Source organism: Sulfuricurvum kujiense DSM 16994 (assembly GCF_000183725.1).
GTDB classification, from domain to species: Bacteria; Campylobacterota; Campylobacteria; order Campylobacterales; family Sulfurimonadaceae; genus Sulfuricurvum; species Sulfuricurvum kujiense.
The window spans coordinates 2087717-2114600 of record NC_014762.1 but is presented as its reverse complement, the minus strand read 5'-3'; the positions used below and the strand labels follow the sequence as shown (position 1 = coordinate 2114600).

The 26884-nt window shown below is 45.3% G+C and carries 22 protein-coding genes and 2 tRNA genes; 14 read left to right on the top strand and 10 right to left on the bottom strand.

Features of this window, described 5'->3' with window-relative positions; all coding sequences use genetic code 11:
• Window positions 1–47: 47 nt before the first annotated feature.
• Genes SULKU_RS10545 through SULKU_RS10525 form a run of 5 tightly spaced genes read left to right on the top strand, consistent with a single transcriptional unit; the run spans window position 48 to window position 10119 of the window.
• Window positions 48–3053, top strand: a complete 3006-nt coding sequence (locus SULKU_RS10545; RefSeq protein ID WP_013460952.1) for a transferrin-binding protein-like solute binding protein — start codon at window positions 48–50, stop codon at window positions 3051–3053.
• Complete coding sequence (locus SULKU_RS10540) at window positions 3053–4363, top strand: tetratricopeptide repeat protein (protein ID WP_013460951.1); 1311 nt, start codon at window positions 3053–3055, stop codon at window positions 4361–4363. Before SULKU_RS10545 ends, SULKU_RS10540 begins: the two co-directional genes overlap by 1 nt.
• 1 nt (window position 4364) lies before the next feature.
• Window positions 4365–6584, top strand: a complete 2220-nt coding sequence (locus tag SULKU_RS10535) for a CHASE2 domain-containing protein (protein WP_041666804.1) — start codon at window positions 4365–4367, stop codon at window positions 6582–6584.
• Between the two features lie 2 nt (window positions 6585–6586).
• Window positions 6587–8989 (top strand): HD domain-containing phosphohydrolase, encoded by a 2403-nt coding sequence (locus tag SULKU_RS10530; RefSeq protein WP_013460949.1) that lies wholly within the window; start codon window positions 6587–6589, stop codon window positions 8987–8989.
• A 32-nt stretch (window positions 8990–9021) separates the two neighbouring features.
• Window positions 9022–10119 (top strand): hypothetical protein, encoded by a 1098-nt coding sequence (locus tag SULKU_RS10525; protein WP_013460948.1) that lies wholly within the window; start codon window positions 9022–9024, stop codon window positions 10117–10119.
• A gap of 56 nt (window positions 10120–10175) precedes the next feature.
• Here the strand turns inward: SULKU_RS10525 and SULKU_RS10520 are convergent.
• The 10 genes from SULKU_RS10520 to gyrA form a co-directional block, all read right to left on the bottom strand.
• Window positions 10176–10250, bottom strand: a tRNA-Asn gene (locus SULKU_RS10520).
• Between the two features lie 26 nt (window positions 10251–10276).
• Window positions 10277–10351 (bottom strand) — tRNA-Asn (locus SULKU_RS10515).
• 57 nt (window positions 10352–10408) lie between these two features.
• The gene (locus SULKU_RS10510; protein ID WP_013460947.1) at window positions 10409–11347 is read right to left on the bottom strand and encodes a radical SAM protein; all 939 of its coding nucleotides are present in this window, start codon (window positions 11345–11347) and stop codon (window positions 10409–10411) included.
• Between the two features lies 1 nt (window position 11348).
• Complete coding sequence (gene hemE / locus SULKU_RS10505; RefSeq protein ID WP_013460946.1) at window positions 11349–12392, bottom strand: uroporphyrinogen decarboxylase; 1044 nt, start codon at window positions 12390–12392, stop codon at window positions 11349–11351.
• Window positions 12393–12551: 159 nt separating this feature from the next.
• The gene (locus SULKU_RS10500; protein ID WP_013460945.1) at window positions 12552–13079 is read right to left on the bottom strand and encodes a YqhA family protein; all 528 of its coding nucleotides are present in this window, start codon (window positions 13077–13079) and stop codon (window positions 12552–12554) included.
• 1 nt (window position 13080) lies between these two features.
• On the bottom strand, window positions 13081–14109 hold the full coding sequence (locus tag SULKU_RS10495) for an aspartate-semialdehyde dehydrogenase (RefSeq protein WP_013460944.1): 1029 nt from the start codon (window positions 14107–14109) through the stop codon (window positions 13081–13083).
• A 119-nt stretch (window positions 14110–14228) separates the two neighbouring features.
• Window positions 14229–15383, bottom strand: a complete 1155-nt coding sequence (locus tag SULKU_RS10490; RefSeq protein ID WP_013460943.1) for a sigma-54-dependent transcriptional regulator — start codon at window positions 15381–15383, stop codon at window positions 14229–14231.
• Between the two features lie 13 nt (window positions 15384–15396).
• Entirely contained in the window at window positions 15397–15804 is a 408-nt protein-coding gene (locus SULKU_RS10485; protein ID WP_013460942.1) for a hypothetical protein, read from the bottom strand.
• Window positions 15753–16202, bottom strand: a complete 450-nt coding sequence (locus tag SULKU_RS10480) for an LPP20 family lipoprotein (RefSeq protein ID WP_013460941.1) — start codon at window positions 16200–16202, stop codon at window positions 15753–15755. Before SULKU_RS10480 ends, SULKU_RS10485 begins: the two co-directional genes overlap by 52 nt.
• A gap of 49 nt (window positions 16203–16251) precedes the next feature.
• Window positions 16252–18744, bottom strand: a complete 2493-nt coding sequence (gene gyrA / locus SULKU_RS10475; protein WP_013460940.1) for a DNA gyrase subunit A — start codon at window positions 18742–18744, stop codon at window positions 16252–16254.
• Between the two features lie 155 nt (window positions 18745–18899).
• Between gyrA and SULKU_RS10470 the strand changes: the two genes are divergently transcribed.
• The 9 genes from SULKU_RS10470 to exbB all read left to right on the top strand — a co-directional run bounded on the left by SULKU_RS10470 (window position 18900) and on the right by exbB (window position 26881).
• On the top strand, window positions 18900–19238 hold the full coding sequence (locus SULKU_RS10470) for a P-II family nitrogen regulator (RefSeq protein WP_013460939.1): 339 nt from the start codon (window positions 18900–18902) through the stop codon (window positions 19236–19238).
• A gap of 209 nt (window positions 19239–19447) precedes the next feature.
• Entirely contained in the window at window positions 19448–20806 is a 1359-nt protein-coding gene (locus SULKU_RS10465) for an ammonium transporter (RefSeq protein WP_013460938.1), read from the top strand.
• 13 nt (window positions 20807–20819) lie between these two features.
• Window positions 20820–21158, top strand: coding sequence for a P-II family nitrogen regulator (locus SULKU_RS10460; protein ID WP_013460937.1), 339 nt, complete (start codon window positions 20820–20822; stop codon window positions 21156–21158).
• A 131-nt stretch (window positions 21159–21289) separates the two neighbouring features.
• Complete coding sequence (locus SULKU_RS10455) at window positions 21290–22468, top strand: ammonium transporter (RefSeq protein WP_013460936.1); 1179 nt, start codon at window positions 21290–21292, stop codon at window positions 22466–22468.
• Window positions 22469–22579: 111 nt separating this feature from the next.
• Entirely contained in the window at window positions 22580–23950 is a 1371-nt protein-coding gene (locus SULKU_RS10450) for a phosphomannomutase/phosphoglucomutase (protein WP_013460935.1), read from the top strand.
• A gap of 2 nt (window positions 23951–23952) precedes the next feature.
• Window positions 23953–24960 (top strand): dihydroorotase, encoded by a 1008-nt coding sequence (gene pyrC / locus SULKU_RS10445; protein WP_013460934.1) that lies wholly within the window; start codon window positions 23953–23955, stop codon window positions 24958–24960.
• Window positions 24950–25606: a response regulator transcription factor gene (locus tag SULKU_RS10440; protein WP_013460933.1), complete on the top strand. Its 657-nt coding sequence runs from the start codon at window positions 24950–24952 to the stop codon at window positions 25604–25606. The genes pyrC and SULKU_RS10440 overlap by 11 nt, the downstream gene beginning before the upstream one ends.
• Window positions 25596–26432: a sensor histidine kinase gene (locus SULKU_RS10435; RefSeq protein ID WP_013460932.1), complete on the top strand. Its 837-nt coding sequence runs from the start codon at window positions 25596–25598 to the stop codon at window positions 26430–26432. The genes SULKU_RS10440 and SULKU_RS10435 overlap by 11 nt, the downstream gene beginning before the upstream one ends.
• Window positions 26432–26881 (top strand): TonB-system energizer ExbB, encoded by a 450-nt coding sequence (gene exbB, locus SULKU_RS10430; protein WP_013460931.1) that lies wholly within the window; start codon window positions 26432–26434, stop codon window positions 26879–26881. Before SULKU_RS10435 ends, exbB begins: the two co-directional genes overlap by 1 nt.
• Window positions 26882–26884: the final 3 nt, after the last annotated feature.

Genomic DNA, 26884 nt, shown 5'->3' with positions numbered 1-26884 from the left:
AAGTGTATTTCCCCTATCATAGATAATTATGCTGTGAAGGGGCTTTTATGTCTTTTTTTACCCATATTTTTCTTTTTTTACTCCTATTTTCCTTTTCACTTTATGGATCGGTCGGAAAAGTATCGTTGCTTAAGGGGGAAGGCTCTCTAGAACGGAGTGGGCGTGTATCACCGTTGCAGACCGGCATGAAACTGGAAGAGAGAGATACCCTCTCCACGGGAATTAACGGTCATGTGCAGCTCATATTTGACGATAAAACGGTTATCACCTTAGGAAGTAAAGCGGTTTTCAAAGTTGAAGAGTACGTCAATGAAGCCGTAAAACCAAAAGCGAAATTCAGTTTTAATCAGGGGACGTTTAAAGCGATTACGGGAAAAATCGGTAAAACGGCTCCTGAAAATTTTACGCTTGAAACGAAGACGGCGACGATCGGTATCCGTGGAACGATTATCCGCGGAAAAATCGGTCGGAATGAAGACAAGATTATGTGTGAAAAAGGATCAATCAGCGTCCGATCGCACATAACGGGACGGGAATTCATTCTACCGATGGGTCGTTTGATTGTTTTGCCTCATAGTGCCCCTCCGAATCCTCCTCGAGATGTTCAGTCGGCTGATTTGATCGAGTTGGGACTTAATGGAACTCCGCCGCCGGAGAATCCTGATGGAGGTTCTCCATCAGGCGGTTCATCAGGAAACGGTTCAGGTTCTGGTTCATCAGGAGACGGTGGTTCATTAGGCGGAGCTACGGCACCATTGGGTGGGCTGACTGAGAGCAGTGGAATCGGTACATCGGGCGGAACTACGGGAACAGGCACAGGCACTTCAGGTGGAGGTTTTGCTCCACCGTTAATGCCTCTCATTCCGGCGGCGGCCTTAACCGCGCTTGACACCAGTTTTCAAACACTCCAGCAAGAGACCGTAAGCCAGGAAGTTTTGGCGCAAGAATGTCCGAGCGGTACGACAGGGACCTATCCCGATTGTGTGGCGTTAACCTGCCCAAGCGGAACGACAGGGACCTATCCCGATTGTGTGGCGTTGACCTGTCCGAGCGGAACGACAGGGACCTATCCCGATTGTGTGGCGTTAACCTGCCCAAGCGGAACGACAGGGACCTATCCCGATTGTGTGGCGTTGACCTGTCCGAGCGGTACGACGGGAACCTATCCCGATTGTGTGGCATTGACCTGCCCAAGCGGAACGACAGGGACCTATCCCGATTGTGTGGCGTTGACCTGTCCGAGCGGTACGACAGGGACCTATCCCGATTGTGTGGCGTTAACCTGCCCAAGCGGAACGACAGGGACCTATCCCGATTGTGTGGCGTTAACCTGCCCAAGCGGAACGACAGGGGTCTATCCTAACTGTGTCTCCGACTATGTCCCTCCGACGATTTACAATGCAAGCCGAAATGTAACGCTGAGCGGTAAGATGATCCATAGCTTTGATAATATCGGATATTTTTACGGCTTAGGCTCAGGCAGTTATACCCTCGTACAAAATACCCTTTCTACCCAAAGCGGCGGGAATTCGCTCTATTTTTACGATGTGGGAAATATTGCTGTTTCCCCTCCGTATGAATTTAAAACGGTGGATTGGAGTGTATCGCTTCCAAATACCGAAGCAGGGACAACGTACAGCGGATATTCGGATTTGGGGACAATAGTACCGGCGATGACATTTACCTCGCCGGATGGAAGCGTATCGATAGCAAGTTCAGTATTGCCGAAACTCTATACTGATAATATGCAGCAGTTTTTTGTCCTTTATTACAGCACATATCCCAATACTGTCGCCACGTATGGGAAGATTTTCGATTACAGTGAATGGTTCGGTATGATTACCCCATATAGCGCCCTTGCCACCCTTTTTCCGAATAGAGAAGTCGCAACCTACCGTTCCCCGGTAGATAGTACAGATGTTATTACGGTAAATTACGGTAACAGACACCTTTTGGGCATTAGTATGGATAAGTCCAGCAGCCATTTTTCAATTGGTGTCGGCCGTATCGCTGCCGATACGAATACGCCGGAAAACGCTAAATTTACGGGTGAAGATATGTCAGGCTATTATGACTTTACCAACTTAGAAATAGGAACAGCGGTATCGGGGTATATATACGGGGATAAAGCACAGGGACTCGGCGGTTCCAGCCTCGTGACAGACGGTGCGGGAACATCGTACAACATAGGGGGGGGTGGCTTTTATCGAGATGTAGCCCTCACTACATCGGATCTGACGGGTAATTTAGCGTTCAGCGGGTATGCCAATGCGGTTAAAAGCGACTGGACGGTCTATTCGGCGGCATCATCCAATTTGGTATTTGCCATAAACCGTGATACAGGGATATTGGGGACAAGCAGTATCGATCTAACGGCTCATAATTTAGGAACGGTGACGTTTCAAGACGGGGCAGGGACTAAAAGTGCCTATATCAACGATGACTATTTCGCTACTTTTGGAACCGCAAGCGGGAAAGGTTACTTTGTTGCACTTGACACCTATCCCCCTGCAACTAATGATTACGTTTCATGGGGATACTGGGGATATATCGATAATGTCAGTGCCTCGACACTTACAGTTCTTCCAAGTACGTGGGTAGGTGGGCAAGAGAATAATGCATCAGGCCATATAGCCTCGTTAATAGCATCAGGAACGACAACATCATATACGTATAATGGACACGTGATAGGGGATGTGAATACTGGAACGGGGCATTACGCTATTGATACGACAACAACTGACAATGCTGTCAAACTGGATTTTGATTTCGGAGGAGGAGCGGGTTCTTTGAAAAATACAAGTTATATACAGTTTAAAACTACTGAACCGACACCGCAGATATGGAAAATTTCACCATCCGGTTCCGTGGGCTCGACAGGTTTTTCTCTGTCGAATACCGATTCTGTTTCATGGGGAGGGACTCTCCAGTCTGGCAGTGCCAGTATAGTGAGTGGACAGTTTTATGGTCCTAATGCCGAATCGGTCGGTGGTTCTTTTAGTGCTACCGCCGGCACTCAAGGAGCAATAGGCGTATTTAAAGGAACACGATAATGAAACTTTCCCTTATTGCAGTAGTACTTTTATGCACGGCCGCTACATACGGTAATGATACGCTTACAATGCAGGAACTTTATCAAAAAGCAAATGCGGCATATGCCGCCCAATCGTATCAGGAAGCTTATCCTCTTTTGGAAGCATTAAACGACCAAGCTCCCGAAAATCCCGAGATCAACTTTCTGATGGGGCGCTGCGCTCTGGAGTTAAAGCTCTATGATGAAGCGATAGCCGCATTTGACCGGGTTTTAATCATCAATCCTAACCATAACCGAAGCCGATTGGAACTGGCCCGCCTCTACAGCGAAATAGGGCAGTACGAACTGGCTAATACAGAACTCGATACGGTACTCAGCGGGCAGTTACCCTCAAACGTCAGGGAGACCGTTTTGACGTTCAAATCCAATCTGGACAAACGTCTCAGCCGAAGCACTTTTAACGGCGTATTGTTTTTTGGGGGAGGATATGATTCCAACGCCAACAATGATATCGGGAACAAAGAATTCCTTATCCCTTCATTTAACCTATGGATCAACGGAAACGAAAAAATAAGCGACACGAGCGTTTTTGCTATGACGGTGCTCAATTACGGTTATGATTTCGGTGATCGCGGCGGATGGAGCGTAGATAACAGTCTCGTAGGGTATGCGAAAAGCAATTTTAAAGAGAGTAAAAATAACCTTTCGCTTTTTTCATACAGCCTGAGCCCCACATGGTCCGTTTCGGGCTACCGGCTTCGGCTCCCTCTGACCTATGACCGTGTCTATATCGATAACAAAGGATATACCTACAATCTCTCTTCCGCGGTGAATGGAACGTATACGATCGATACGATCTCTCAGATCGAAGGGGGGTATACGTATAAACGGGGATATTATGATGACGATAAAGGTCTTGACGTTTCCAGCCACAGTATTTATACCTCGTACAAAAAAGCTTTCGGGGAAGACCCGATCGTCGTCTCTGTAAACGGTTCCTATACGATAAACAATGAACTTTTCAGCGACCGGAGCGACGTATCGAGCCGGGGATACAGCTATGGTGCGGAAATTTTTAAAGCGTTTTCAAATCAGATCCGAACGTCATTGGCGTATACGTACAGTTCCACCTCTTATGAGGATAAAGACATCCTTTTCGAAAATCGCCGTCATGATACTCGGGAGAATTATGAGGTGAGGTTGAGCAAGCAGCTTCAAAATGATTTGTCGGTCAATGCCATAGTGGGATATATCCAAAATCATTCAAATCAGGCACCGTATACGTATGACAAAATAACTGCGCAGCTAAGTGCCGTATTAAGTTTCTAAAATGAAAAAAATCCTTTTTCATCTTTGGATGACTTTAGGAATTGCTGCGGTTGCTTTGGTGGGTTACCTCAAATATCCGTCTGTATTTATGCCGTTTGAACATAAAATAAATGACGCTATGTTTCTATTGAGAGGGGAGATACAAGGAGATCAAAATATCGTTATTGTCGATATCGATGAGAAAAGTCTCAAAGAACTCGGGCAATGGCCGTGGAGCCGTGATAAAGTAGCACATCTTCTGGAAAATCTGAAAGGGTACGGGGCTGCTATCATAGGAATTGATGTTGTATTTGCCGAACCCGATAACAGCTCTCCCAAAGCGGTATTTCGAAAATTGGGAATCGCCGATACCAATGTTGCCGATTATGACAGGATGCTGGGGGAAACCATCGCACAGACCCCTGCGATTGTCGGGTATGTTTTTGCGCTTAGCAATGATGGAGTCGCACCTGAAAATACTCCGACAACGAACGCGGTTATCATCGAAAAAAACAAACCTGCAAGCTCTTTTTTGATTAAGCCTTACCGAGCGGTTCTCAATATTCCTCTGATTCAGGATAATGCCTATTCCAGCGGCTATTTTAATACTCTCCCCGATAAGGACGGTGTGGTCCGCAGTGTCCCGTTAGTGATGGAATACGGCGGAATTATCTATCCGTCGCTGAGCCTTGAAATGATCCGCATTATGCTGAACGAGCGTAAAATAACTCTGGAATACGATGACCGCGGGGTGAATAGAATTATGGTAGGCGATCGTGTGATACCGACCGATTTTTACGCTCGGATGATGGTGAACTACCGGGGAAGCGCAAAAAGTTACCGTTATATCTCTGCCGCCGACGTTTATAACAAAAAGATCGACCCCTCTTTGATAGAGGGGAAAATAGTACTGCTGGGAACGTCGGCCGCAGGGCTGCTGGATCTGAGAAGTACGCCGTTTGACAGTGCCTATCCCGGGGTTGAAGTCCATGCGAATGTGATGGACAATATTATCAATCAAACGTTTATCGCCCAGCCGATCTGGGCTGTCGGCGTCGATATCGTTACGATTCTGGTGGTGCCGTTTTTGATTTTCGCAATTTTGCTGTTACCCGGCGCCATGGCCTCGTTTGCCGCATTTATTGCATTGAATGCGGGAATAATCGGAGGGCACTATTATTTGATGATGAGAGAGGGGATCGTACTGAATACCCTTATTCCTCTGTTGGCGATGATTGCACTTTTCCTTGCCGGACAGGTCATTAATTATTTTTTAGAGAACAAGCAAAAAGAGATGATCAAAGGCAAGTTTGCCCGAAAAGTGAGCCCTGCGGTTATGAATGATATTCTCTCGTCGACGACGGAAGACATATTGGCGGGAACAGAGAGGGAGATAACTATTTTCTTCTCCGATATGCGAAATTTTACCAATATATCCGAAGTATTGGGAAACCCGAAAGGGCTGATCCGTTTTATGAACGCTTATATGGAACCTATGACCGAGATAATCATTAAAAGCGGCGGAACCGTCGATAAGTTCATCGGAGATGCGATTATGGCGTATTGGAATGCGCCGCTGGCGATCGAGAATCATGCGGATAAAGCGGTTGGCGCGGCATTGGAACAGTTGCACGGATTGGACAAGCTCAACAGTGCTTTGAAAAAAAATCCCGATTTTGCCAAAGTAGCGGAGATGTCTGATAAAAAAGGTCTTCCCATTGTGGATATAGGGATCGGGGTAAATACCGGTACTGCGATTGTCGGAGAGATGGGTACACGGGGAAGAAGCGATTATACGGTCATCGGAGACACGATCAATTTGGGTTCACGCTTGGAATCGTTATGCAAATATTATAACTCCAGGCTCAATATCTCGGGATTTACGAAGCAAGCGCTCAAAGGGGAGTACATTTTCCGCTTTTTGGATTTGGTAACCGTCAAAGGAAAAAGCGAGCCGGTAGAGATTTGGCAGATTCACGATTTTGATCGTCGTATGAAACATACTCTTTATCCGGTGAGTAAAGAGGAGTTGGATCAAGAATTGAAACGGTATCATGAAGCTATCGAATTGTATAAAACAGGATTATTTGCGGAAGCACTTGCACTATTTAAAGAAGTAGAGAGTTGGGAGAATAAAACCAACCGATCGATTTATAAGATCTATATTGATCGGTGCGAACATTACATCCAAAATCCGCCCGAATCGTTTAACGGCGTTTTTGTTCACACCACCAAAGGATAAGTATGAGTTTAATAAAAATCCTCGGAACCAATGGAAGCCGATCGGATGAGGGGTTTACGACATGCATTCAGGTCAATGACCATACACTGATTGACGCAGGCAATATCATGCATTCTCTGGGTGCGGATGCGGTGGTAAAAATCAATGCTATCTTTTTCACCCATTCGCATCTTGACCACATTATAGACAGCGCGTTTTTGCTGGACAACGTATTGGTTCACAGAAACAAACCGTTAACTCTTTATGGGCTTCCCGAAACCATAGCATCGCTCAAAGAACATTTTTTTAACGATACGATTTGGCCCGATTTTACGAAAATAAATCTTGTCGGAACCCATCAGCCATCTTTAGAATATGTTGAGATTAATTATAATCAACGCTACATGATGGAGGACGATATCGTCCTTACTCCCATCCCCTCAAATCATGCCGTTGCGTGTTGCGGCTATATTATTGAACAATCGGGCAGCGCTGTTCTTTTTTCCGGAGATACCTATAAAAATAAGGCATTATGGGAACTTATCAATACAAATAAGAGTATAAAATCGGCAATCCTAGATGTTTCATTTCCAAACCGTCTTAGCAAAATAGCGGAAGAGAGCAAGCATATGACCCCTCGTGTTTTACAAGAGGAGTTACAGCTATTAGAGCGTCAAGAGGTGAATCTTTATATTAATCACATTAAACCGTTTTACTATGTAGAAACGTTGTCGGAGCTTGAAAATATCGGTATATCGGAAGAGAAGATACTGCAAGACGGCGAAGCAATCGACCTTGCAACCGGCGAATTAAAAAAACTGGCACTTCCCGGTCATACTCAGGATGAGCGGATTCACAAATTGCTTAAAATCGGCACTGCATTATCGAGTGAAGAGGAATTGGATACCCTCTTAGAGATGATTGTGACCGAAGCCAAGGCGCTCACCAATGCTGACGGAGGAACATTGTATCTGGTCGACGATCACCATTTACGGTTCAAAGTAGTTCAGAACGATTCGTTGGGGATCAAAATGGGGGGAACTGCCGGAGAGATGACGTGGGATCCTCTTCCCATGTATCTGGAAAACGGTTCTTTAAATATGAAGATGGTCGCCGTCATGTGTGCGCTTACGGCACAAATTATCAATATTCCCGATGTTTATGAAGCGGAGGGCTTTTCATTTGAGGGGACCAAAAAATTTGACGCAGGGACGGGTTACCGTTCAAAATCAATGTTGGTTATCCCTTTAAAAGACCATGAACAACAAATTATCGGAGTATTGCAGCTGCTCAATAAACGAGATTATCAGACGCAGGAGACGGCGGTTTTTGACGGTGAAGATGCTGAAATTACCCTTTCATTCGCCTCGCAAGCAGCGATAGCGATTACCAATAAAACGCTGATTCAAGGTTTGGAAAACCTTTTGGAAGCATTTTTGAAAAGTATTATTTTCGCGATCAGCAAAAAATCGCCCTACACGGCAGGCCATATTCGTAGAATGGTCAAACTCAGCGTTATGTTAGCCGAGGCGATCGATCGGGATAAAACGGTTTATCACGATAAGTCCTTTACCCCCGAAGAGATAAAGCAGATCAATTTTGCGGCATTGATGCATGATATCGGAAAACTTGCCACGCCGGAATACGTTGTAGACAAAGCAACCAAACTGGAGATGATTTTTGATCGGATTTCCCTTGTTGAAAAACGTATTACGATTATCAAACAAGCGTTGCAGATTGAATTTTTAAAAGAAAAAATTGCCTTGTTCGGAGACGATGACAAGGGAAGATGCAATCAGTTGGAAAAAACAATGGAAGAGAAATTTGCAATCCTTGATAGCTATTTTGAAATCATTAAAAACAGTAATAAAGGTGAAGAATTTACCAGCAACGAGACGGTACAGAAGATTCAGTCCATTGCCAAAGAGTCGTGGGTTATAGAAGGTGTAAACTATGCAATTTTGGAGGAAGAGGAAGCGTATAACCTCAGTGTTCAAAAAGGAACCCTTACCAATGAAGAACGCGACATTATCAATCTTCATGCAAAAATTAGTGTTGACATTCTTAACAAGCTCCCTTTTCCGAAAAAATACAAAGAGATACCGCAAATATCCGGAAATCATCATGAGAAGATCAACGGTAAAGGATATCCGCAAGGATTAAAAGGGGATGAAATCAGCTTTGAAGCCCGTATATTGGCGATTGCCGATATTTTTGAGGCGCTTACGGCAAGCGATCGGCCTTATAAAAAAGCAAATCCGATTTCCGTTGCGATGAAAATCCTCTATTTTATGGCAAAAGACGGAGATTTGGATCGTGAGATGGTCAAGTTCTTTTTCGATTCAAATCTTTATATGGAGTATGCAAAATCATCGCTCCCTGTGACAAGCATCGATGAGGTTAGCGTTGATTTTAGCGATCTTTAATCTCATCATCTATGCGGAGTGAATATAAAACTATGGTACTGAAATTAGTCTTGATATGCTTTGTATCCCAAATGGCTCTCTTTGCGGATGAGAGAGGTACTCAGAGTGGAATAAGCACTGCAACGTCTTTAGAGAAAGACAGCTCGTACGATACCGATGAGGTGCATGACTACTTGTCGCGTAAAGTTCTCATTTTCTCGACGAATTTGGATCAACTGTTCTCCGGCGGATTTGAAGAAGATCAGAATAGCTCTTTGGATACGGAGAGTCGATTCGCAGGACAGATCGATAAGCAGGAAAAATATCTTAAAATCTATCAGGCGGCGGCTTGGTTCGATGATTTTTTCAAAGATGAAAACTATTTGGATATTAAAAACAAAAGTTTTGTCAAAGTGCAGGGGGGATACATATTTGATAAACGGGGAGATTCTGCTTTATACAATAAAATTAGTGCCCGTATCAAACTACCGAAAACTCAGGAAAAGCTGCAGATTTTTATCGGCGATGACGTTCAGGAGGGGGGGATTGTCTCCAATGCACGTCATGCAGCTATGAATGAGGGGATAGGGATAAAATACTATTTGCCTTTATACGGACGTTTATTTTCGAATGCATCGCTCGGACTTTCCGGAATAGACAACCCTTATGTTAAAACCCATTTGGAATATCCGATACTAATGGGAAGATGGTTATTCAAAGCAAATCAAAATTTCAAATATGCGGTTGAAACGGAATTTGATGAATGGACGGATTTGTATTTTGACCGAAAACTTTCCGATAAAGAGCTGATCCGGATTTTATTTCAACGATCTACCAATAACCGTATCAAAGGGATGGATTACCTGACCCAGCTCTCTTATATGAATATGCTGAAAAACGGTGTCGGCTACAGCTATTACGTTGCGGCCAACGGCCGTACAAAAGATTTATCCGATACCTATGAGAATGGGCTTCATCCGCAAGAAGGGGTATATAATTATTCGCTTGGGGCAGTATGGCGTCAGCAATTAGTCAAAGAGTATCTGTTTTATCAGATAGAACCGATTTTGTCTTATCATGAACAATACGATTACCGGCCCAACTATCTTCTGCGTTTCACGATCGACTTGTATTTTGGGTATAAACAATAATAGATCGAAACGAACGGGTATTTAAAATTATTTGTGAGCGAGGGGTAAATAAAAAGTGGCTCCGAATGCTGGATTCGAACCAGCGACCAAGTGATTAACAGTCACCTACTCTACCGCTGAGCTAATCCGGAACAGTAAAAGAAGAAAGGTTCATAAATGGCTCCGAATGCTGGATTCGAACCAGCGACCAAGTGATTAACAGTCACCTACTCTACCGCTGAGCTAATCCGGAATGTTTATGAGGGCGTAATTATACGTTATGAAGGCACAATTGTCAATAAAAAAACGGTTATTTAGAGCGTTTTCGATTAATATTTTCGACAGGGATGAAAAATAGTATGTTTGAACGCTCAATTTGCCCGATTTTACCTTGGCTCAGCATCTTTTTGAAACGTTCTTTTGACTCTTCGTCGAAAAGAGCATCGATATCTTCCATCGTCAAAGGGCGCTTGTTTAAGGTCGTTAGTATTTCGTCATCGCTGTATGTGCTTTGTGTCGCAGATAGGTGAGTGCGTGATACGATATGAATAGGCAATGACGGATCAAAACGGCGTGAGAGTGCATAGAGCTCTTCAAAATTCATCCCCTGAACGGGATAAGCCGGTGGGCGGTCAATAGTCCCGATATCGATCCGCTCACATCGGATACCGAGGAGGGCAGTGTTGAGGGCTTCTAGCTCACTTAAGGCATCGTTGAGGCCTTTGACAAACAATATCTCTATAAACAGTTTCCCTTTATACAGATGTGAGAATCGGGAGATGTTCTCAATGATGGAAGCGATCTCGATCCCCTCTGCTGGGCGGTCGATTTTTTTGAATACGGCAGGAGTCGCGGCATCGAGCGAGAGTTTTACCTGATCGAGTTTTAAAAGGGTGTTAAAGACTTTCTCATTCCCCAGACAGGCGCTGTTAGAGAGGATGAGCGTCTGGATACTCCCTTTGATTGCATCAATCTGTCCGATCAGTTCACCCAAATACGGATACATGGTCGGTTCGCCGTTTGCCGTGATTGTAATGACATCGATAGCGGTGTGCTTCGATAGAGCATCTTTTAAATCGGAGATAACGGTTTCGACAGGGGTAACGGTATGCTGATTCGCCATAGCCGGCATGGGAGCTAATTCGCAGTAGAGACAGTCAAAATTGCACTGTTTTCCTGAGGAAGAGAGATCGACCCCGAGCGAAACACCGAAACGGCGTGAATGCACGGGTCCGAAGATGGTAGACATATTAAGCTTTTTTGCTCACACGTTGGCACTCTCGGACGAAATGCTGTGCATTTTCGACCGGAACATCGGGGAGGATTCCGTGACCGAGATTAAAAATATGACGTTTGCCGCCCATGATGTTTTGGATCGCTTCGACACAAGCGGTCGTTTGTTCTTTCGAGTAGAGCCGGCACGGCTCCATATTCCCCTGCAACACGTATCGATCACCGAGCTTTTCTTTGGCCAAAGCCATCGGAGTACTCCAGTCGACGCCGAATACATCGAAGTTTCCGTATACTTGGTCCAAGAATGCCGGGATCCCTTTTGGGAACATGATGATAGGGATATGAGGGTATTTGGCTTTTAGATAGTCGGCGATTTCGACCATATAGCTCCAAGAAAACTCATTGTATCGGCTCGGTTCGATTGCCGCAGCCCAGCTGTCGAAGATTTGAACGACATCAATGCCGGCTTGAATCTGCTTTTCCATGTAAAGTTTGACCACTTCAGTCACTTTATGGAGAATTTTATGCAATAGGTCAGGATTGGAATACATCATCTTTTTGCAGATATTGTAGGTTTTTGTCCCTTGGCCTTCGATCATATAGGTAGCCAGCGTCCACGGTGCTCCGGTAAATCCGATGAGGGCTTTATCATCACCCCGTTCATCGAGCTGTTTACGAAGCAGTTTAATCGTGTCGTAAACATACGTCAGTTTCGATGCCGCTTCTTCTCCTCCGATCAGTTCATTCAAATCTTCTTCAGAGGCGATCGGTTTGTCGAAAACAGGACCTTCTCCTTTGATAAAATCGAGTTTCATCCCCATTTCATTCGGGACAACCAAAATATCGCTGAAAAGGATTGCCGCATCAACGCCTACGATGTCAAGAGGTTGGATAGTCACTTCCGCTGCCATGTCGGGAGCATGGCAAAGGTTCAAAAAATTTCCGGCACGTTTGCGTACTTCCATGTACTCCGGAAGATAGCGTCCCGCCTGGCGCATCATCCAAACGGGGGTATAAGGGGTTTCTTTTCCGAAACAGGCATCGACGAAAATTTTACTCATTATTGAATCCTTTGTAGTGTGTCTTCTCTTTCTTTTCTTTGTCCGTAAAGAAAAGAAGCAAAAGAAACTCTATCCTTTTGGCAAAGTGCTCGCATACTTCCGGCACTTCTGCCTCCGCATGCGGCGTTAGCGGATGCCAAAAGGATAAAAAATTATTTTTTAGTGGTCGTGATGACCTACTTTGCTTAGGAAGTAAAGCCCGACGGCAACCGCTGTGATCGAGAGTGCCAGATACAACAGCTCCAAAGCTCCGGTAAATACCGTATGTCCCACTTTTTGGAAAAAACCGACGACCAGTACCATAACGATAACTTTCGAGATCTTGTCTTTGAGCTGGTCGAGCGAATGGACGGCAAGAAGCTGGTTCTCTTTACCGTGTTCGTCTTTTGCCGGATCGATATCGGAGATAAACAGCTCGTAGAGGCCGAATGAGAAGATAATCATTACGACACCGATGAGGTAGAGATCAACCGCACCTATAATACCTCCGACGACTTCCTCATGAAAATGCGCCGGATGAGCGTGGGTGGCATAGACACTGATAACATACTGCATCGTGTGGAATACATCAAAACTAGCGATCGTAAAGAGCAAAATAGCGCCGAGCAATCCGAATACAACGGCTAAGACAATAATAAAACGTGAGCTCCATAGCCCTTTTTCAAATAAACCTTCGATGAAATGCATCTTATGCTCCTTGCATCTCTACCCATTTCTGAGCGATTCGTACCGCATTGGTTGCGGCGCCGACACGGAGGTTATCGGCGACAACCCACATGTGAAGAACATTATCCCGATAGATATCGTTACGGATACGTCCGACAAAGGTTTCGTTTTGATCCATACACAAAGACGGCATCGGGTAGATACTCTCGCTCGGTTCATCTAAAACGATGATATTCGGCGCTTTTCGAAGCAGTTCACGCGCTTCGGCTGCATCAACTGCACCGTCAAAGGTCAGGGTCAATGTTTCGGCATGACCGCGAAGTGTCGGGATTCGGACACAGGTTGCGCTCACTTCGATCTCTTTGTGCATGATTTTTTGAGTTTCATTCACCATTTTCAGCTCTTCTTTGGTGTAGCCGTTAGCCGTAAATGAGTCGATTTGCGGGATAGCATTCAAAGCGATACGGTGAGGGAATTTTTTCGGTTCCATATCATCAAGTTTAAATGAAAAGAAAGCCTGCATCTGTTCAACCAACTCTTCCATAGCCGTTTTTCCCGCTCCGGAAGTCGCTTGATAGGTACTGACATCGATTCGTTGCAAATCGTATGCGTCATCAAGCGGTTTAAGCGCTTGTACCATTTGGATAGTAGAGCAGTTCGGATTGGCGATGATCCCCGTCTTTTTCCACTGAGCGATATCTTCAGGATTGACTTCCGGAACAACAAGAGGGACGTCATCGAACATCCTAAAATGGCTCGTATTGTCGATTACAACGGCTCCCGCCTCTGCCGCATACGGGGCAAATTCTGCCGATACGCTTCCGCCGGCACTGAAGAGGGCAATCTCGATCCCTTCTTCAGCGAATACGGTAGGGGTCAACTCTTTGATAACCAACTCTTGGTCATTGAATGTGACGGTGTTGCCGGCACTGCGGGCACTCGCAAGGGGAACAAGTTTGGCAAGAGGAAAATCGATCTCTTCGAAAATACGTAAAATTTCTTCTCCGACAGCACCGCTGGCACCGACGACGGCTACATTGTAAAGTTTCATAGGAAGTTTTCCTTAGGGATGAAATCAGATCACCCGAAAATATTTTTCCGCGATTATAGCAAATAGGGGCTTTTAAAACTTTGATAAATTTTGCAGTATCTTTTTTTAGGAAAGAAGCGTTAAATCCTTCCTAGACCGCGTGCTTCCAAAAAGAGGTCATCGGTATCGATAATTTCGCCGTCGCTTAAAATCGCCGAACGCTCGACCACCGAAATCAGTTCACGGATATTGCCGGGCCAGTTGTAGTTTTCAAGGGCATTGCGTGCTGATGCGGTAAACGATTTCGGCTCAAAACCGTATTGTGAACAATAGCGCTCTAATGCCGCTTCGGCAATAGAGAGAATCTCTTCCCGGCGCTCCCGAAGCGGCGGGATATTCAACGGAATGGTATTCAGCCGATAATACAAATCTTCGCGAAATTTCCCCTCTTTGATTTTTTCATGGAGATCGGCGTTGGTAGCACAGATGATACGAACATCGATTTTGGTATTTTTTGAGGCTCCCAAACGACGGACTTCCCGTTCTTGAAGCACACGTAGCAATTTGGCTTGGAGACTAAATGGCATTTCGGCTATTTCATCCAAAAAGAGCGTCCCCCCCTCAGCCAGTTCAAATTGTCCCGTTTTAGCTTCCGTAGCATCGGTGAAAGAGCCTTTTTCAAAGCCGAAAAGTTCGCTCTCGATCAGATTGTCGGGGATGGCCGCCATGTTGATGGCTATAAAAGGATTTGAGGAGCGATGCGAGCATTCATGAATATGGCGGGCAAATACCTCTTTACCGACACCGCTTTCCCCTAAAAGCATCATACTCGCATCCGTGATAGCGGCTTTGGCGATACGGCTTAGCAGTTTATCCAGTATCGGAGATGTGCCTAGGAAATTTTCGGTTTGTGCAGGTTCCGCGGAAGAGGGCTTTTGTGATTTTTTTGCGATCGTTGCGGTTCTCTCGATAGCGGTAACGAGTGTCTCGATTTCGAACGGTTTGAGAAGGAAATCTTTGACGCCGAGTTGGATCGATTCAATGGCACGGGTGAGGGTAGCATTCCCGGTGATAATGATCACTTCAAATTTGCCTCCGAGCGTTTTGACAAACTCGATTCCGTCCATCCCCGGCATATTGATGTCACTGATGACCAATTCAAAAGTATCATCCAGCTTTTTAAGTGCGTCACGAGCATTTTTGAAGGTATGAATCTCATATTTTTCATAGTCGCTCATCGCAATTTCAAGCGATTTACGCATATTGATATCATCTTCAACAATTGCAATTTTCATTAACGACCACCCCTTATTTAGTTGCGGTTATTGTAACAGACTCATTATTAAACTCGACTGCATAGCATTTTGTCGGGAGTGTCAGGGAATTAAGGGAGTGTACATTTGAAGCGCTAAAGCGATCATTGCTTTTGACGTGAAGCTCTTGATATGAGGCAAATTCCAAAAAAGTGGTTTCTTCCCGTTTTAAAACCGTTTCCAATGTCTCATCCGGAGTATGTTTTAAAACTAATAGGGCCGAATTGTCAAGAGAGCCGCACGGTTGCATCGCTTTTGATACGGAGAGGGTTTCATTGATGGCTTGAGTATTTTTAGCAGTAAGCCGATACCCTATATAGTAGTCATCGGCTTTGATCGCTAAGGTAAAGATTAAGGTAAAACCCGAGAATAGGAAAGGGAAATTTCCATTTCGACTTCGCACAGTCCCTCTTTAAATGTAGTGTTGATAATATTGGCGCCGCGTACAAGGGCTTCAACGGACGTACGGGTTGTTGATTGTGTAAGCATCATGTTCTTGATGGTATCCTGTCCTTCAACTTCAACCCCTTTGACCCGCTCTGCGATGAGACGATAGCCGTCTACCATTGCGGCTCGTTTGGCTAAAGCGTAGGCTTGAGCCGGTGAAGCGGTAACCGACGGTGCGACACCTTGTCCCACAACGGTAACAACGAGCTCATGTCCGGATTTTAAAATGGGTTCAACACAATGACCGTCTGTGCCGCTATAGACACATTTTACAGTAGGTGTATCGCTGGAGAAAATTCCCGCATGAAGTGCGGGAATAGTGAGAAACAGTGCAAGTAGAGCAGAGATTCGCATTCGGATTCCTTCGGGTATATTTGGAATAATTACCCAATTTAAGCAAATACTATTCCAACTCTAATGTAGTAGGTTCACTACCTTCATTTCCCTCATTTTCTTCATCATCCTCCTCTTTTTTCGGACAACGGGAAATACTGGCGACATCATCCCCTTTGACAATGTAAACGCCGCTGGTATTGCGTCCGGATTTTGCAATCGTCTGCATATCGACACGGATCATTTTACCCGCTTTGGTCAGAGCCATAAGATCCATTGTCTCATCTACCATAACACATCCGACGACTGTTGTTCCGGTTTTGGCATTGAGTTTCATCGCGATAACCCCTGAACCGGCACGGTTTGTTAGGCGGTACTCTTCGGCAGTAGTCCGTTTTCCGATCCCTTTTTCACTGACCATGAGGATCTCTTCCTCATCGGATTTGATGATATTGGCATCGACGACAACATCGCCTTCGATTTTAAATTTGATACCGCGTACACCGCGGGTGCTGCGTCCCTGATCGCGGGTTTTGTCTATTTCAAATTTGATACATTGCGCGAATTTGGTCACGATAAAGAGATACTTAGTCTCTTCGGTCGCGATGTGCGCCGTGATGAGTGCATCATCTTCATCCAGAACGATTGCACGGACACCGTTGCTTCGAATATTTGAGAATTCGTTCAAAGCGGTACGTTTGACGATACCGTTTTGGGTGAAAAAGACGAGCGATTTTTTCTCATCGAAATCGGTTGTCGGAATAATCGACCGGATTTTCTCATCCGCTTCGAGGTTGATGAGATTAACGACCGCTTTTCCTTTTGCCGTACGTGACCCTTCCGGGATTTTATACACTTTGAGCCAGTGGAGTTGTCCGCGATCGGTGACGAACATCAAGGTATCATGGGTATTGCACGTATAGAATTTCTCGATAAAGTCGTCATCGTAGGTCGTTACGGCAACTTTCCCTTTTCCGCCTCGGATTTGTTTTTCATATGCGGCAAGCGGAACGCGTTTAATGTATCCGCGATGGCTGATGGTAACGACCATCGGTTCGTTCGGGATCAAATCTTCGATATTGATGTCATCATAGTTATCTTCGATATCGGTGACGCGAGGAATATTGTATTGTTCCACGAGTTCAACGAATTCTTCTTTTATAATCCCTTTGAGAACCTCTTCGCTTCGGAGGATACTCTCTAGGTATTCGATATGGGTCAAAATCTCTTTGAGTTCATTTTCGATTTTATCGCGTTCCAATCCGGTAAGGCGTTGGAGACGCATATCCAAAATGGCTTGGGCTTGAATCGGTGAAAAACCGAATTCTTCGATCAAGCCGTTTTTCGCGGTCTCACCGTCGGCACTGGCACGGATAAGTTTGATAATCGCTTCGATATGATCGAGCGCTTTTTTCAAACCTTCCAAGATATGGGCGCGTGCTTTGGCTTTTTCAAGATCAAAAATAGTACGGCGGATAATAACGGTTTTACGGTGGTTGATAAAATGCCCCAACATTTCAAGAAGGGTGAAGACACGCGGTTCCTGGTTGAAAACAGAGAGCATAATGATCCCGAACGTCGTCTCCATATTGGTCGATTTGTAAAGATTGTTAAGGACGATTTCACTCATCGCGTCACGTTTTAGTTCGATAACGACACGGATCCCTTCACGGTCGGATTCATCTCGGATCTCGCTGATTCCTTCGATGAACTTGTCTTTGACCAAATCGGCAATCGTTTCGATCAAACGGGCTTTATTGACTTGATACGGGAGCTCATCGATGACGATAACGTCTTTATTCGATTTTTTCTCGATATGGGTTTTGGCCCGGACACGGATACGGCCGCGGCCGGTCTCATAGGCATCCAAAATCCCTTTTTTACCGTAAATAGTTCCTCCGGTAGGGAAGTCCGGCGCTTTGATAAACTGCATGATGTCATGGAGTGAGGCATTCGGATTGTCGACAAGATGGACAAGTGCGCTGAGAACTTCATTCGGGTTGTGCGGAGGGATGTTCGTCGCCATACCGACGGCGATACCGGATGAACCGTTAATGAGAAGATTTGGAACGCGGGTAGGAAGGACTTCAGGTTCCTGAGTCGTGCCGTCATAGTTGTCGACCATATCGACGGTGTCTTTTTCCAAATCTTTGAGAAGTTCACCGGCATATCGTGTCATACGTGCTTCGGTATAACGCATAGCTGCCGCATTGTCGCCGTCAACCGAACCAAAGTTCCCTTGACCGTCGACGAGCGGTGCGCGCATAGCAAACGGTTGTGCCATACGAACAAGCGCATCATAAACAGATGTATCCCCGTGCGGATGGTATTGACCGATAACATCCCCGACGATACGTGCCGATTTTTTATATTTTGCGCCGGCAGATAGACTCAGCTTGTCCATTGCATAGAGGATACGGCGGTGAACCGGTTTGAGACCGTCACGCACATCCGGAAGTGCCCGTCCGATAATGACGCTCATTGAGTAGTCGAGATAACTGCTCTTAAGAGTGTCTTCAATATTTATGTCATTTATTTCGCTATTGTCAAGCAGATCGTTCATTTCGTCCCCAAAAGTGAAGATAAGGTTGCTGATTATATCCGAACGAGCCTTAAATTCTTAAAATCTGTTTTTTCACCTTTAATTTGCTTAATTAATTAAATAAGGTTACAATTATCACAAACATTAAAAAAATAGTGTTACGGAGTTTAATATTAATGAAAAAAATCGAAGCGGTTATCAAACCTTTTAAATTAGAAGATGTAAAAGACGCATTGGCAGAAATCGGCATTACCGGTATGACGGTAAGCGAAGTAAAAGGGTATGGCCGCCAAAAGGGACATAGTGAATTGTACCGCGGTGCGGAATATGTAGTTGACTTTCTTCCTAAAATTAAAATGGAGATGGTTGTGGATGACGAGATGGTAGATCAAGTGGTCAACACGGTTGTTGAAGCGGCACGAACCGGAAAAATCGGAGACGGTAAAATTTTTATCAGCGATATCAATAAAATTATCCGCATCCGTACGGGTGAAACCGATAGCGACGCTATCTAAGCTGCTGTGCAACTCAAAGCTTCGGCTTTGACTCCTCTCTATCATATTTCCTTATATAATCATCGCTCAAAAGCTCTTTTTTAATTTCACACAGCATGTTGATTAAAATTTAATCAGTAATCTGTACACGCTCATTTGGATATCTTTGTACAATGGTATTCGACATTTAAGTTAATTCGGACATTTAAACGTCCAAACAAGGAGAGAAAATGAAAAAGTGGCTTTTAGCTTTATCGCTACTTGGTGTATCGGCATTTGCTGATGACGCTAATGCAACTGCTGTAACTGCAGCCGTTGCTGAACCCGTTCTTAACTCGGGTGATACTGCATGGATGATGATGTCAACGGCATTGGTAATGTTGATGACACCGATCGGTTTGGCGCTGTTCTACGGCGGGATGACAAGAGCGAAAAACGTTCTTAATACATACGCTATGGTTTTCGGTGCGTTTACAGTAGCGATGATTGCATGGGTCATTGCCGGTTTCTCTATTGCTTTCGGTACGGCTGAAGGTTCAATGAACCAAGTAATCGGCGGATTTGCAAATGTGATGCTCAGCGGTATCAGCTGGACTGATTTCGCAAGTGTAGAATTGGGACAACTGTATCCTAAATTTGTTTTTGTCGCGTTCCAAGGGACATTTGCCGCTATTACAGTAGCAATCGTTGCGGGTTCGGTCATCGAACGTATGAAATTTTCGACATGGATGGTTTTTGCATTTATTTGGACAATCGTCGTTTACGCACCGATTGCTCACATGGTATGGGGCGGCGGTTACCTTTTCAACGAGGGTGCACTTGACTTTGCTGGGGGTACGGTTGTTCATATGAACGGTGGTTTGGCTGGTCTTGTATTAGCTGTTTTGATCGGTAAACGTGCGGGTTATCCTAAAGTTGCGATGAAACCGGCAAGCGTTATTTTGACAGCAGTGGGGGCTGGTTTGCTCTGGTTCGGCTGGTACGGATTTAATGCCGGGTCTGCTTTCGGTGCAAACGCGATTGCGGGTGTTGCTTTCCTTACAACGACAATTGCTGCGGCAGTTGCAACGGTAACTTGGATTGTGGTTGAGTCTATGGTATTCAAAAAACCGACATTGCTTGGAGCAGCGTCTGGTGCGGTAGCAGGTCTTGTTGCGATTACTCCGGCAGCAGGTTTCGTAAGTGTCGGCGGTGCTTTGATCATCGGTATCGTAGGTGCGGTTGTAGCATTCTTCGGTGTGACTGCACTCAAGAAAAAATTGGGTTATGATGACTCTTTGGATGCGTTCGGGGTTCACTTCCTTGCAGGTCTTTGGGGTGCAATCGCTACCGGTATCTTTGCCTTGTATACGCCTAATACCGATAACGCACTTCTTTGGTCAGGACCGTTGAAAGATGCAGGGGATCGTATGGGACAAATCATGGTTCAAGCTGAATCAGCTCTATTGGTTGGATTGTTTACTTTGGTCGGTACGATCGTGGTGTACTATATCGCAATGGCATTTACTGGCGGATCACGTGTTAACGAAGAGCAAGAGAGCCAAGGTTTGGATGAATCGGTACACGGTGAACGTGGATTTAACCTATAAGAAGGAATGAACAATGAAAAAAATTGAAGCGGTTATCAAACCATTTAAACTTGAAGATGTAAAAGATGCACTGGCTGAAATCGGTATTACCGGTATGACGGTCAGCGAAGTAAAAGGGTACGGACGACAAAAAGGGCACAGCGAACTCTATCGCGGTGCTGAATATGTGGTTGACTTCCTCCCTAAAATCAAAATGGAGATGGTCGTGGATGACGCGATGGTAGATCAAGTGGTCAACACCGTTGTTGAAGCGGCACGTACCGGTAAAATCGGTGACGGCAAAATTTTCGTAAGCGAGATCAGCAAAATCGTCCGTATCCGTACGGGTGAAACGGATATCGAAGCTATCTAAGTTAAACTGGCCGAAGGGAGAACGTTCCTCTTGGCTATATAGTATTGATTAAAAATTAATCAATACTCCTTCTCTAATTCCAAAAATTGACTATATAATGCACACCTTTATCTTAAAATTAAAGGTGCTGCATGGATACTGCCTACGTTATTGATACCCTCTTTACCCTCTTTTCAATCACACTTATTATCTTAATGGTTCCCGGTTTTGCGATGCTTGAAGCAGGTTTGGTGAGAACCAAAAACGTCTCCAGCGTATTGACAGTGAATGTTATGATTTATGCAGTGGCGTCGATGGCTTTTATTTTGGTCGGATTTCATCTGGCATTCGGTGATTTTCAAAGTACAACGATGAGCCAATGGGCATTTTTTATGTTCCAAATGGCGTTTGTCGGAAAAGCGATCAATATTATGAGCGGCGGGGTGGGTGAGCGTGCCCGCCTTTTGCCGTTGACACTGTTTACCGTCATTATGGGAGCGTTTATTTACCCGACAGCCGTCAACATCAGCTGGGGAAGCGATTGGATCAAAGACACCGTTTTTGATCTAAGTTTCGTTGATTTGGCCGGTTCGACCGTCATCCACTCGACAGGCGGATGGGCATTGCTCGCGGCAATATTGATTATCGGACCGCGTAAAGGGCGTTATGTCGGCGATCAAATCCGCGTTATCCCGGCGTCAAATATCCCGCTGGTCGTTTTGGGTGCGATGCTGCTTTGGATTGGATGGTTCGGATTTAACGGCGGTTCGGTCGGAAGCATTGCCACCAAAGAAGCGGCGGATTCGGTAGCATTGACGATTTTTAATACGAATGCGGCTGGTTTGGCCGGTGCGATTGCGGCAGGCGTCCTTATTTATCTGCGTTATAAACTCTTCGATATTACCATGATTCTTAACGGTGCATTGGGCGGATTGGTAGCCATTACGGCCGGGCCGCATTTGTATACGCTGTATGATTCGCTTGCAGTCGGATTGATCGGCGGTGTTTTAGTCGTATTGGCGGTACCGCTGTTTGACCGTTTCCGAATCGATGATCCCGTCGGTGCTTTGTCGGTTCATCTGGTTAACGGTATCTGGGGGACGTTGGCGGTCGGACTTTTTGCGTCAAACCCCGCAAAAGGGATAACCTTTTTGAATCAGCTCAAAGGGGTCGGTGAAATCGCCGTGTTTGTATTTACGGTCTCCTTTGTCATCATTTACGCTATCAATAAACTGGTTGCGTTTCGCGCATCGGATGATGATCAGGTTCAAGGACTCGATGTCAGCGAATGCGGACTGGAAGCCTATCCTGAATTTAAACGGGCGATTTAACACTTTTGTAACACTTCTTCGATACTCTTCTGTGGGGCTTTTGCCCCATTTCAAAGACTCTATTTAATTACCACGTTGTATAATTTGTCAATGTTGCTAAAAAGGAAAAACATGTCTATTTATCGTGAGTATGATATCCGTGGAATTTTTGAAAAAGAGTTAAATGAAGAGACGATTACCCGTTTAGGGTACGCTTTGGCGGATGAGATGAAAGCTCACGGCGAGTATGTTGCGGTAGGGTATGATGCTCGAAGCCATTCACCGATTTTATTCGAATATCTTACAGCCGGACTGAACGCGGGCGGTATGAAAGTATTGGGGATGGGGATGGTACCGACTCCCGTCAACTATTTTTGCAATTATCAAGATTTTAACGGTATCACCCCGTGCGCTTCGGTAATGATTACCGGTTCGCACAATCCGAGCGAATATAACGGATTTAAAATAACGATCAATAAAGCCCCTTTCTTCGGCGAGTCAATCTATGCACTCGGACGCAAAATTGAGACATTGCCGTTTCCTGCAAAAGTAGAGCGTCAAGTAACAGAGATCGATGCATTGGAACGTTATAAGCGTTTTATGGTCGAATCGTTCGGCCATTTGCGCGGGATGAAAGAAAAGATCGTATACGACTGCGGAAACGGGGTCGCCGGATTGGCCATCGTCGATATTTTTAATGAATTGGGGCTGTCCGCCAAAGGAATATACACCGATCCCGACGGGACATTTCCGAACCACCATCCTGACCCGAGCGAAGAGCATAATCTCGAAGACATCAAAAAACTGCTCGCATCCGAAGGCGATATCGCGTTTGCCTATGACGGGGATGCCGACCGTATCGCCGTATTGACCCAGAATAACAACATCAAAGGGGACATGATGGCGTTGCTGTTTGCCCTGAAGATGAAAAACCCGACCGTTATCGGTGAAGTGAAATGTTCGCAGGTGATGTACGATACCCTCCGTGAACGGGGAGCGACAGCGGTCATGTACAAAACGGGGCACTCCAATCTAAAAGTCAAAATGAAAGAGCTTCACGCCGATTTGGCGTGTGAAGTGAGCGGTCACGTATTCTTTGCCGATCGCTACTTCGGATACGATGACGCGATTTACGCAACGCTCCGTATGCTGGAACTGGTACATGAAGGGATTGATTTGGATGCCGAAATCGCCAAACTGCCGCAGGTTTTTTCGACCGAAGAGATCAAGGTAAAAACAACCGAGCAGGAGAAGTTTCCGTTGATGGCGAAGCTGAAAGAGTTGCTACAAACTCCTCCGGCATCGTTTCCGGCGATCAAAGAGATCATCGACGTGGACGGGGTACGGGTTATTTTCGATAAAGGGTGGGGATTGGTTCGTGCGAGTAACACGACACCTGTATTGGTAACCCGTTTCGAATCGACGGAGCAAGCCGAAGCGGTCCGTTATGAAGAGGCGCTCAATGCCCTTATTGAAGAAGCACAGAAGCAGTTGAAGGTCTAATGATGAAATCGATTACTTTGACCATGCCTCTTGATATGCATCTGCACCTTCGTGACGGAGAGATGCTCGAAACCGTTGCCCCTTTGACGTCGTACAGTTTCAGCGGCGCGCTCGTGATGCCGAATCTTGTCCCTCCCGTAACGACGCTTGATTCGGTTATAGAGTACAAAAAACGGATCAAACACGCGATCGGTCGGGATGACTTTGAACCCTATATGACCCTTTTTTACCAAAACTACACGCGGCCGTTTTTGGAGAGCGTTCAGGATGAAATTACGGCGATTAAACTCTATCCCAGCGGCGTAACGACCAATTCGGAAGGGGGGGTCAGCTCTTTTGATATCGAGTCGATGCGCGAAACGCTCGAAGCGATGGCTGATTTGGGAATCGTCCTCTCGGTTCACGGCGAGACGAACGGATTTGTGATGGACCGGGAAGCGGAATTTATGTCAGTGTATGAGATGCTGGCAAGCAATTTCCCGAAACTCAAAATCGTTATGGAACACATCACAACGGCAAATGCGGTAGAAATGTTGGATCGCTATGAGAATCTGTATGCGACGATTACGGTACATCACCTCATTATCACCCTCGATGACGTAGCGGGGGGGATGCTACGTCCTCATCTGTTTTGCAAACCGATCGCCAAACGCCCCGAAGATCGAGCGGCTCTTTTAAAAATAGCGCTTGAGGCCCATCCGAAAGTGATGTTCGGCTCCGACAGCGCGCCGCATCCGAAACACACGAAAGAGTCGTGCGGATGCGGTGCAGGGGTTTTTACCGCCCCTATCGCACTGCAGTTGCTGTGTGAAGTGTTTGATGCGCATGATAAACTCGACAATCTGCAAGCGTTTATCAGTGATAACGCACAGCAAATATACGGTATTTGTGCCGAATACAAAGAGGTGGTTTTGGTGAAACAAGATTTTGTAGTACCTGAAATGTACGGCAGTGTGGTACCGATGAGAGCGGGTGAAACCTTGAAGTGGTCGATAGAGCGTGTTGACTAAAATTTTGGTACTGGAAGATGATTTGCTGTTCGGCGAATCGATCGCAGATGTCTTGGAAGAGGAGGGCTTTGAGGTAGTTTTGTGCCGTAACGGACAAAATGCTCTCGATGAGACCTACAAAAATCGTTTCGATCTCTATCTTCTGGATATCAATGTCCCTCTTATTGACGGATTATCTCTGCTGCAAGAACTGCGCCGGGCGAACGATCATACGCCGACGATCTATCTCTCTTCCCATCAAGAGATAGAGACCATTACAAAAGCGTTTGATTTCGGGGCGGAAGATTACCTTAAAAAACCGTTTAACACGGATGAATTACTGGTTCGGATTCATGCACTTTTGCGCCGAACAAAAGGGAAGACACGCCATTGTGCAGGTGAGCTATGTTTGGATGAAGCGCATAAGTGTGTTCTGATGGAGGGGAGGGAACTTTCATTATCCCTTAAAGAATATCAGCTAATGGCACTTTTTATCCGCAACGCCGGAGAGATTGTGACGAAAGAGGCTATTATGGATACCCTTTGGAACCCTTCTGAAATGATCAGTGACGGAGCGATTCGGGTTTATATCACCCGTCTAAAGCAAGAGATCGGCAGTGAGCGGATACTCAATATCCGCGGTGTAGGATATCGCCTTGTTTCGTAGTGTCGAAATCGCATTAGCATCGCTGTATGTAACCACAACCGGTATTTTAATTGCCGGAATTTATTATGTACACGATGTGCTTGGTGTACAACAATGGGGAATTATCGCTTTTGTTTCGCTGATTATTACTCTCGTTGCGGGGAGCATATTAGCGAGAATTGCAATTACTCCGCTGAGAGAGCATTTTGACCATTTGGAACGGTTTTCCAAAGAGACGCTGCATGAACTGAATCTTCCGATTAACACGATTACGGCGAATGTGCAGATGCTTCGTAAAACGCATACGGATGATAAAAGTCTGAAGCGACTTGAGCGGATTGAAGTGGCTGCCGAAATGTTAAAGGAACGCTATAACGAGCTCGACTATCTGATTAAAAAACAGAGCGAACGGGAGAAAATCGAACATTTTAATCTGCGTGAAGTGCTTGAAGAACGTTTGATATTTTTAGCCTCTCTCTATCCTTCCGTAGTTTGGGAGGTTACGCTTGAATCGTGTGATGTCAATTGTGATCGTATCGGGTTGGCAAAAGTCATCGATAATCTGATTGAAAACGGGGTGAAATATTCACCTAAAAGCCCTATAATCACGATTACGCTTCGAGATAATATTGTAAGTATCTGCGATCAGGGGATGGGCATGGATGAAATTACTCTGATGCATATTTATGATCGTTATTACCAAAACGACTCGACCATGGCCGGATACGGAATCGGTCTTAATCTGGTCAAGCGCTATTGCGACCGTTACGGTATCGCTTTGCATATCTCCTCGCGTTTACATGAGGGGACGTGCGTCAAACTTGAATTCAAAAAAAAGGGAAGTTAATGGAAAATAGTTGGTTGGGACTGGCACATAATGCAGTGGATTACGGGATTATCGGGATTTTGGTGATGATGAGTATTGTTTCTTTGTGGCTTTTTATAGAGCGATTAATGGCATACGGTTCGATACGAATAGGCGATTATGAGAGCAAAGAGGAACTTGAACTTGATTTGGGGAACAATGTCAGTACCATTGCTACGATTGGATCAAATGCCCCGTATGTCGGTCTTTTAGGAACCGTTTTAGGGATTATGATTACCTTTTATTCTTTGGGTGATGTGGGTGCGGTTGATCCGAAAAAGATTATGACCGGACTGGCATTGGCGCTTAAAGCAACCGCAATGGGATTGGTCGTTGCAATACCGGCAATCGTATTTTACAATATTTTGCTCCGTAAGATGGAACGTTTATTGGCACAGTGGGATATTAACGCTCACAAAAACCGAGGATAGTCT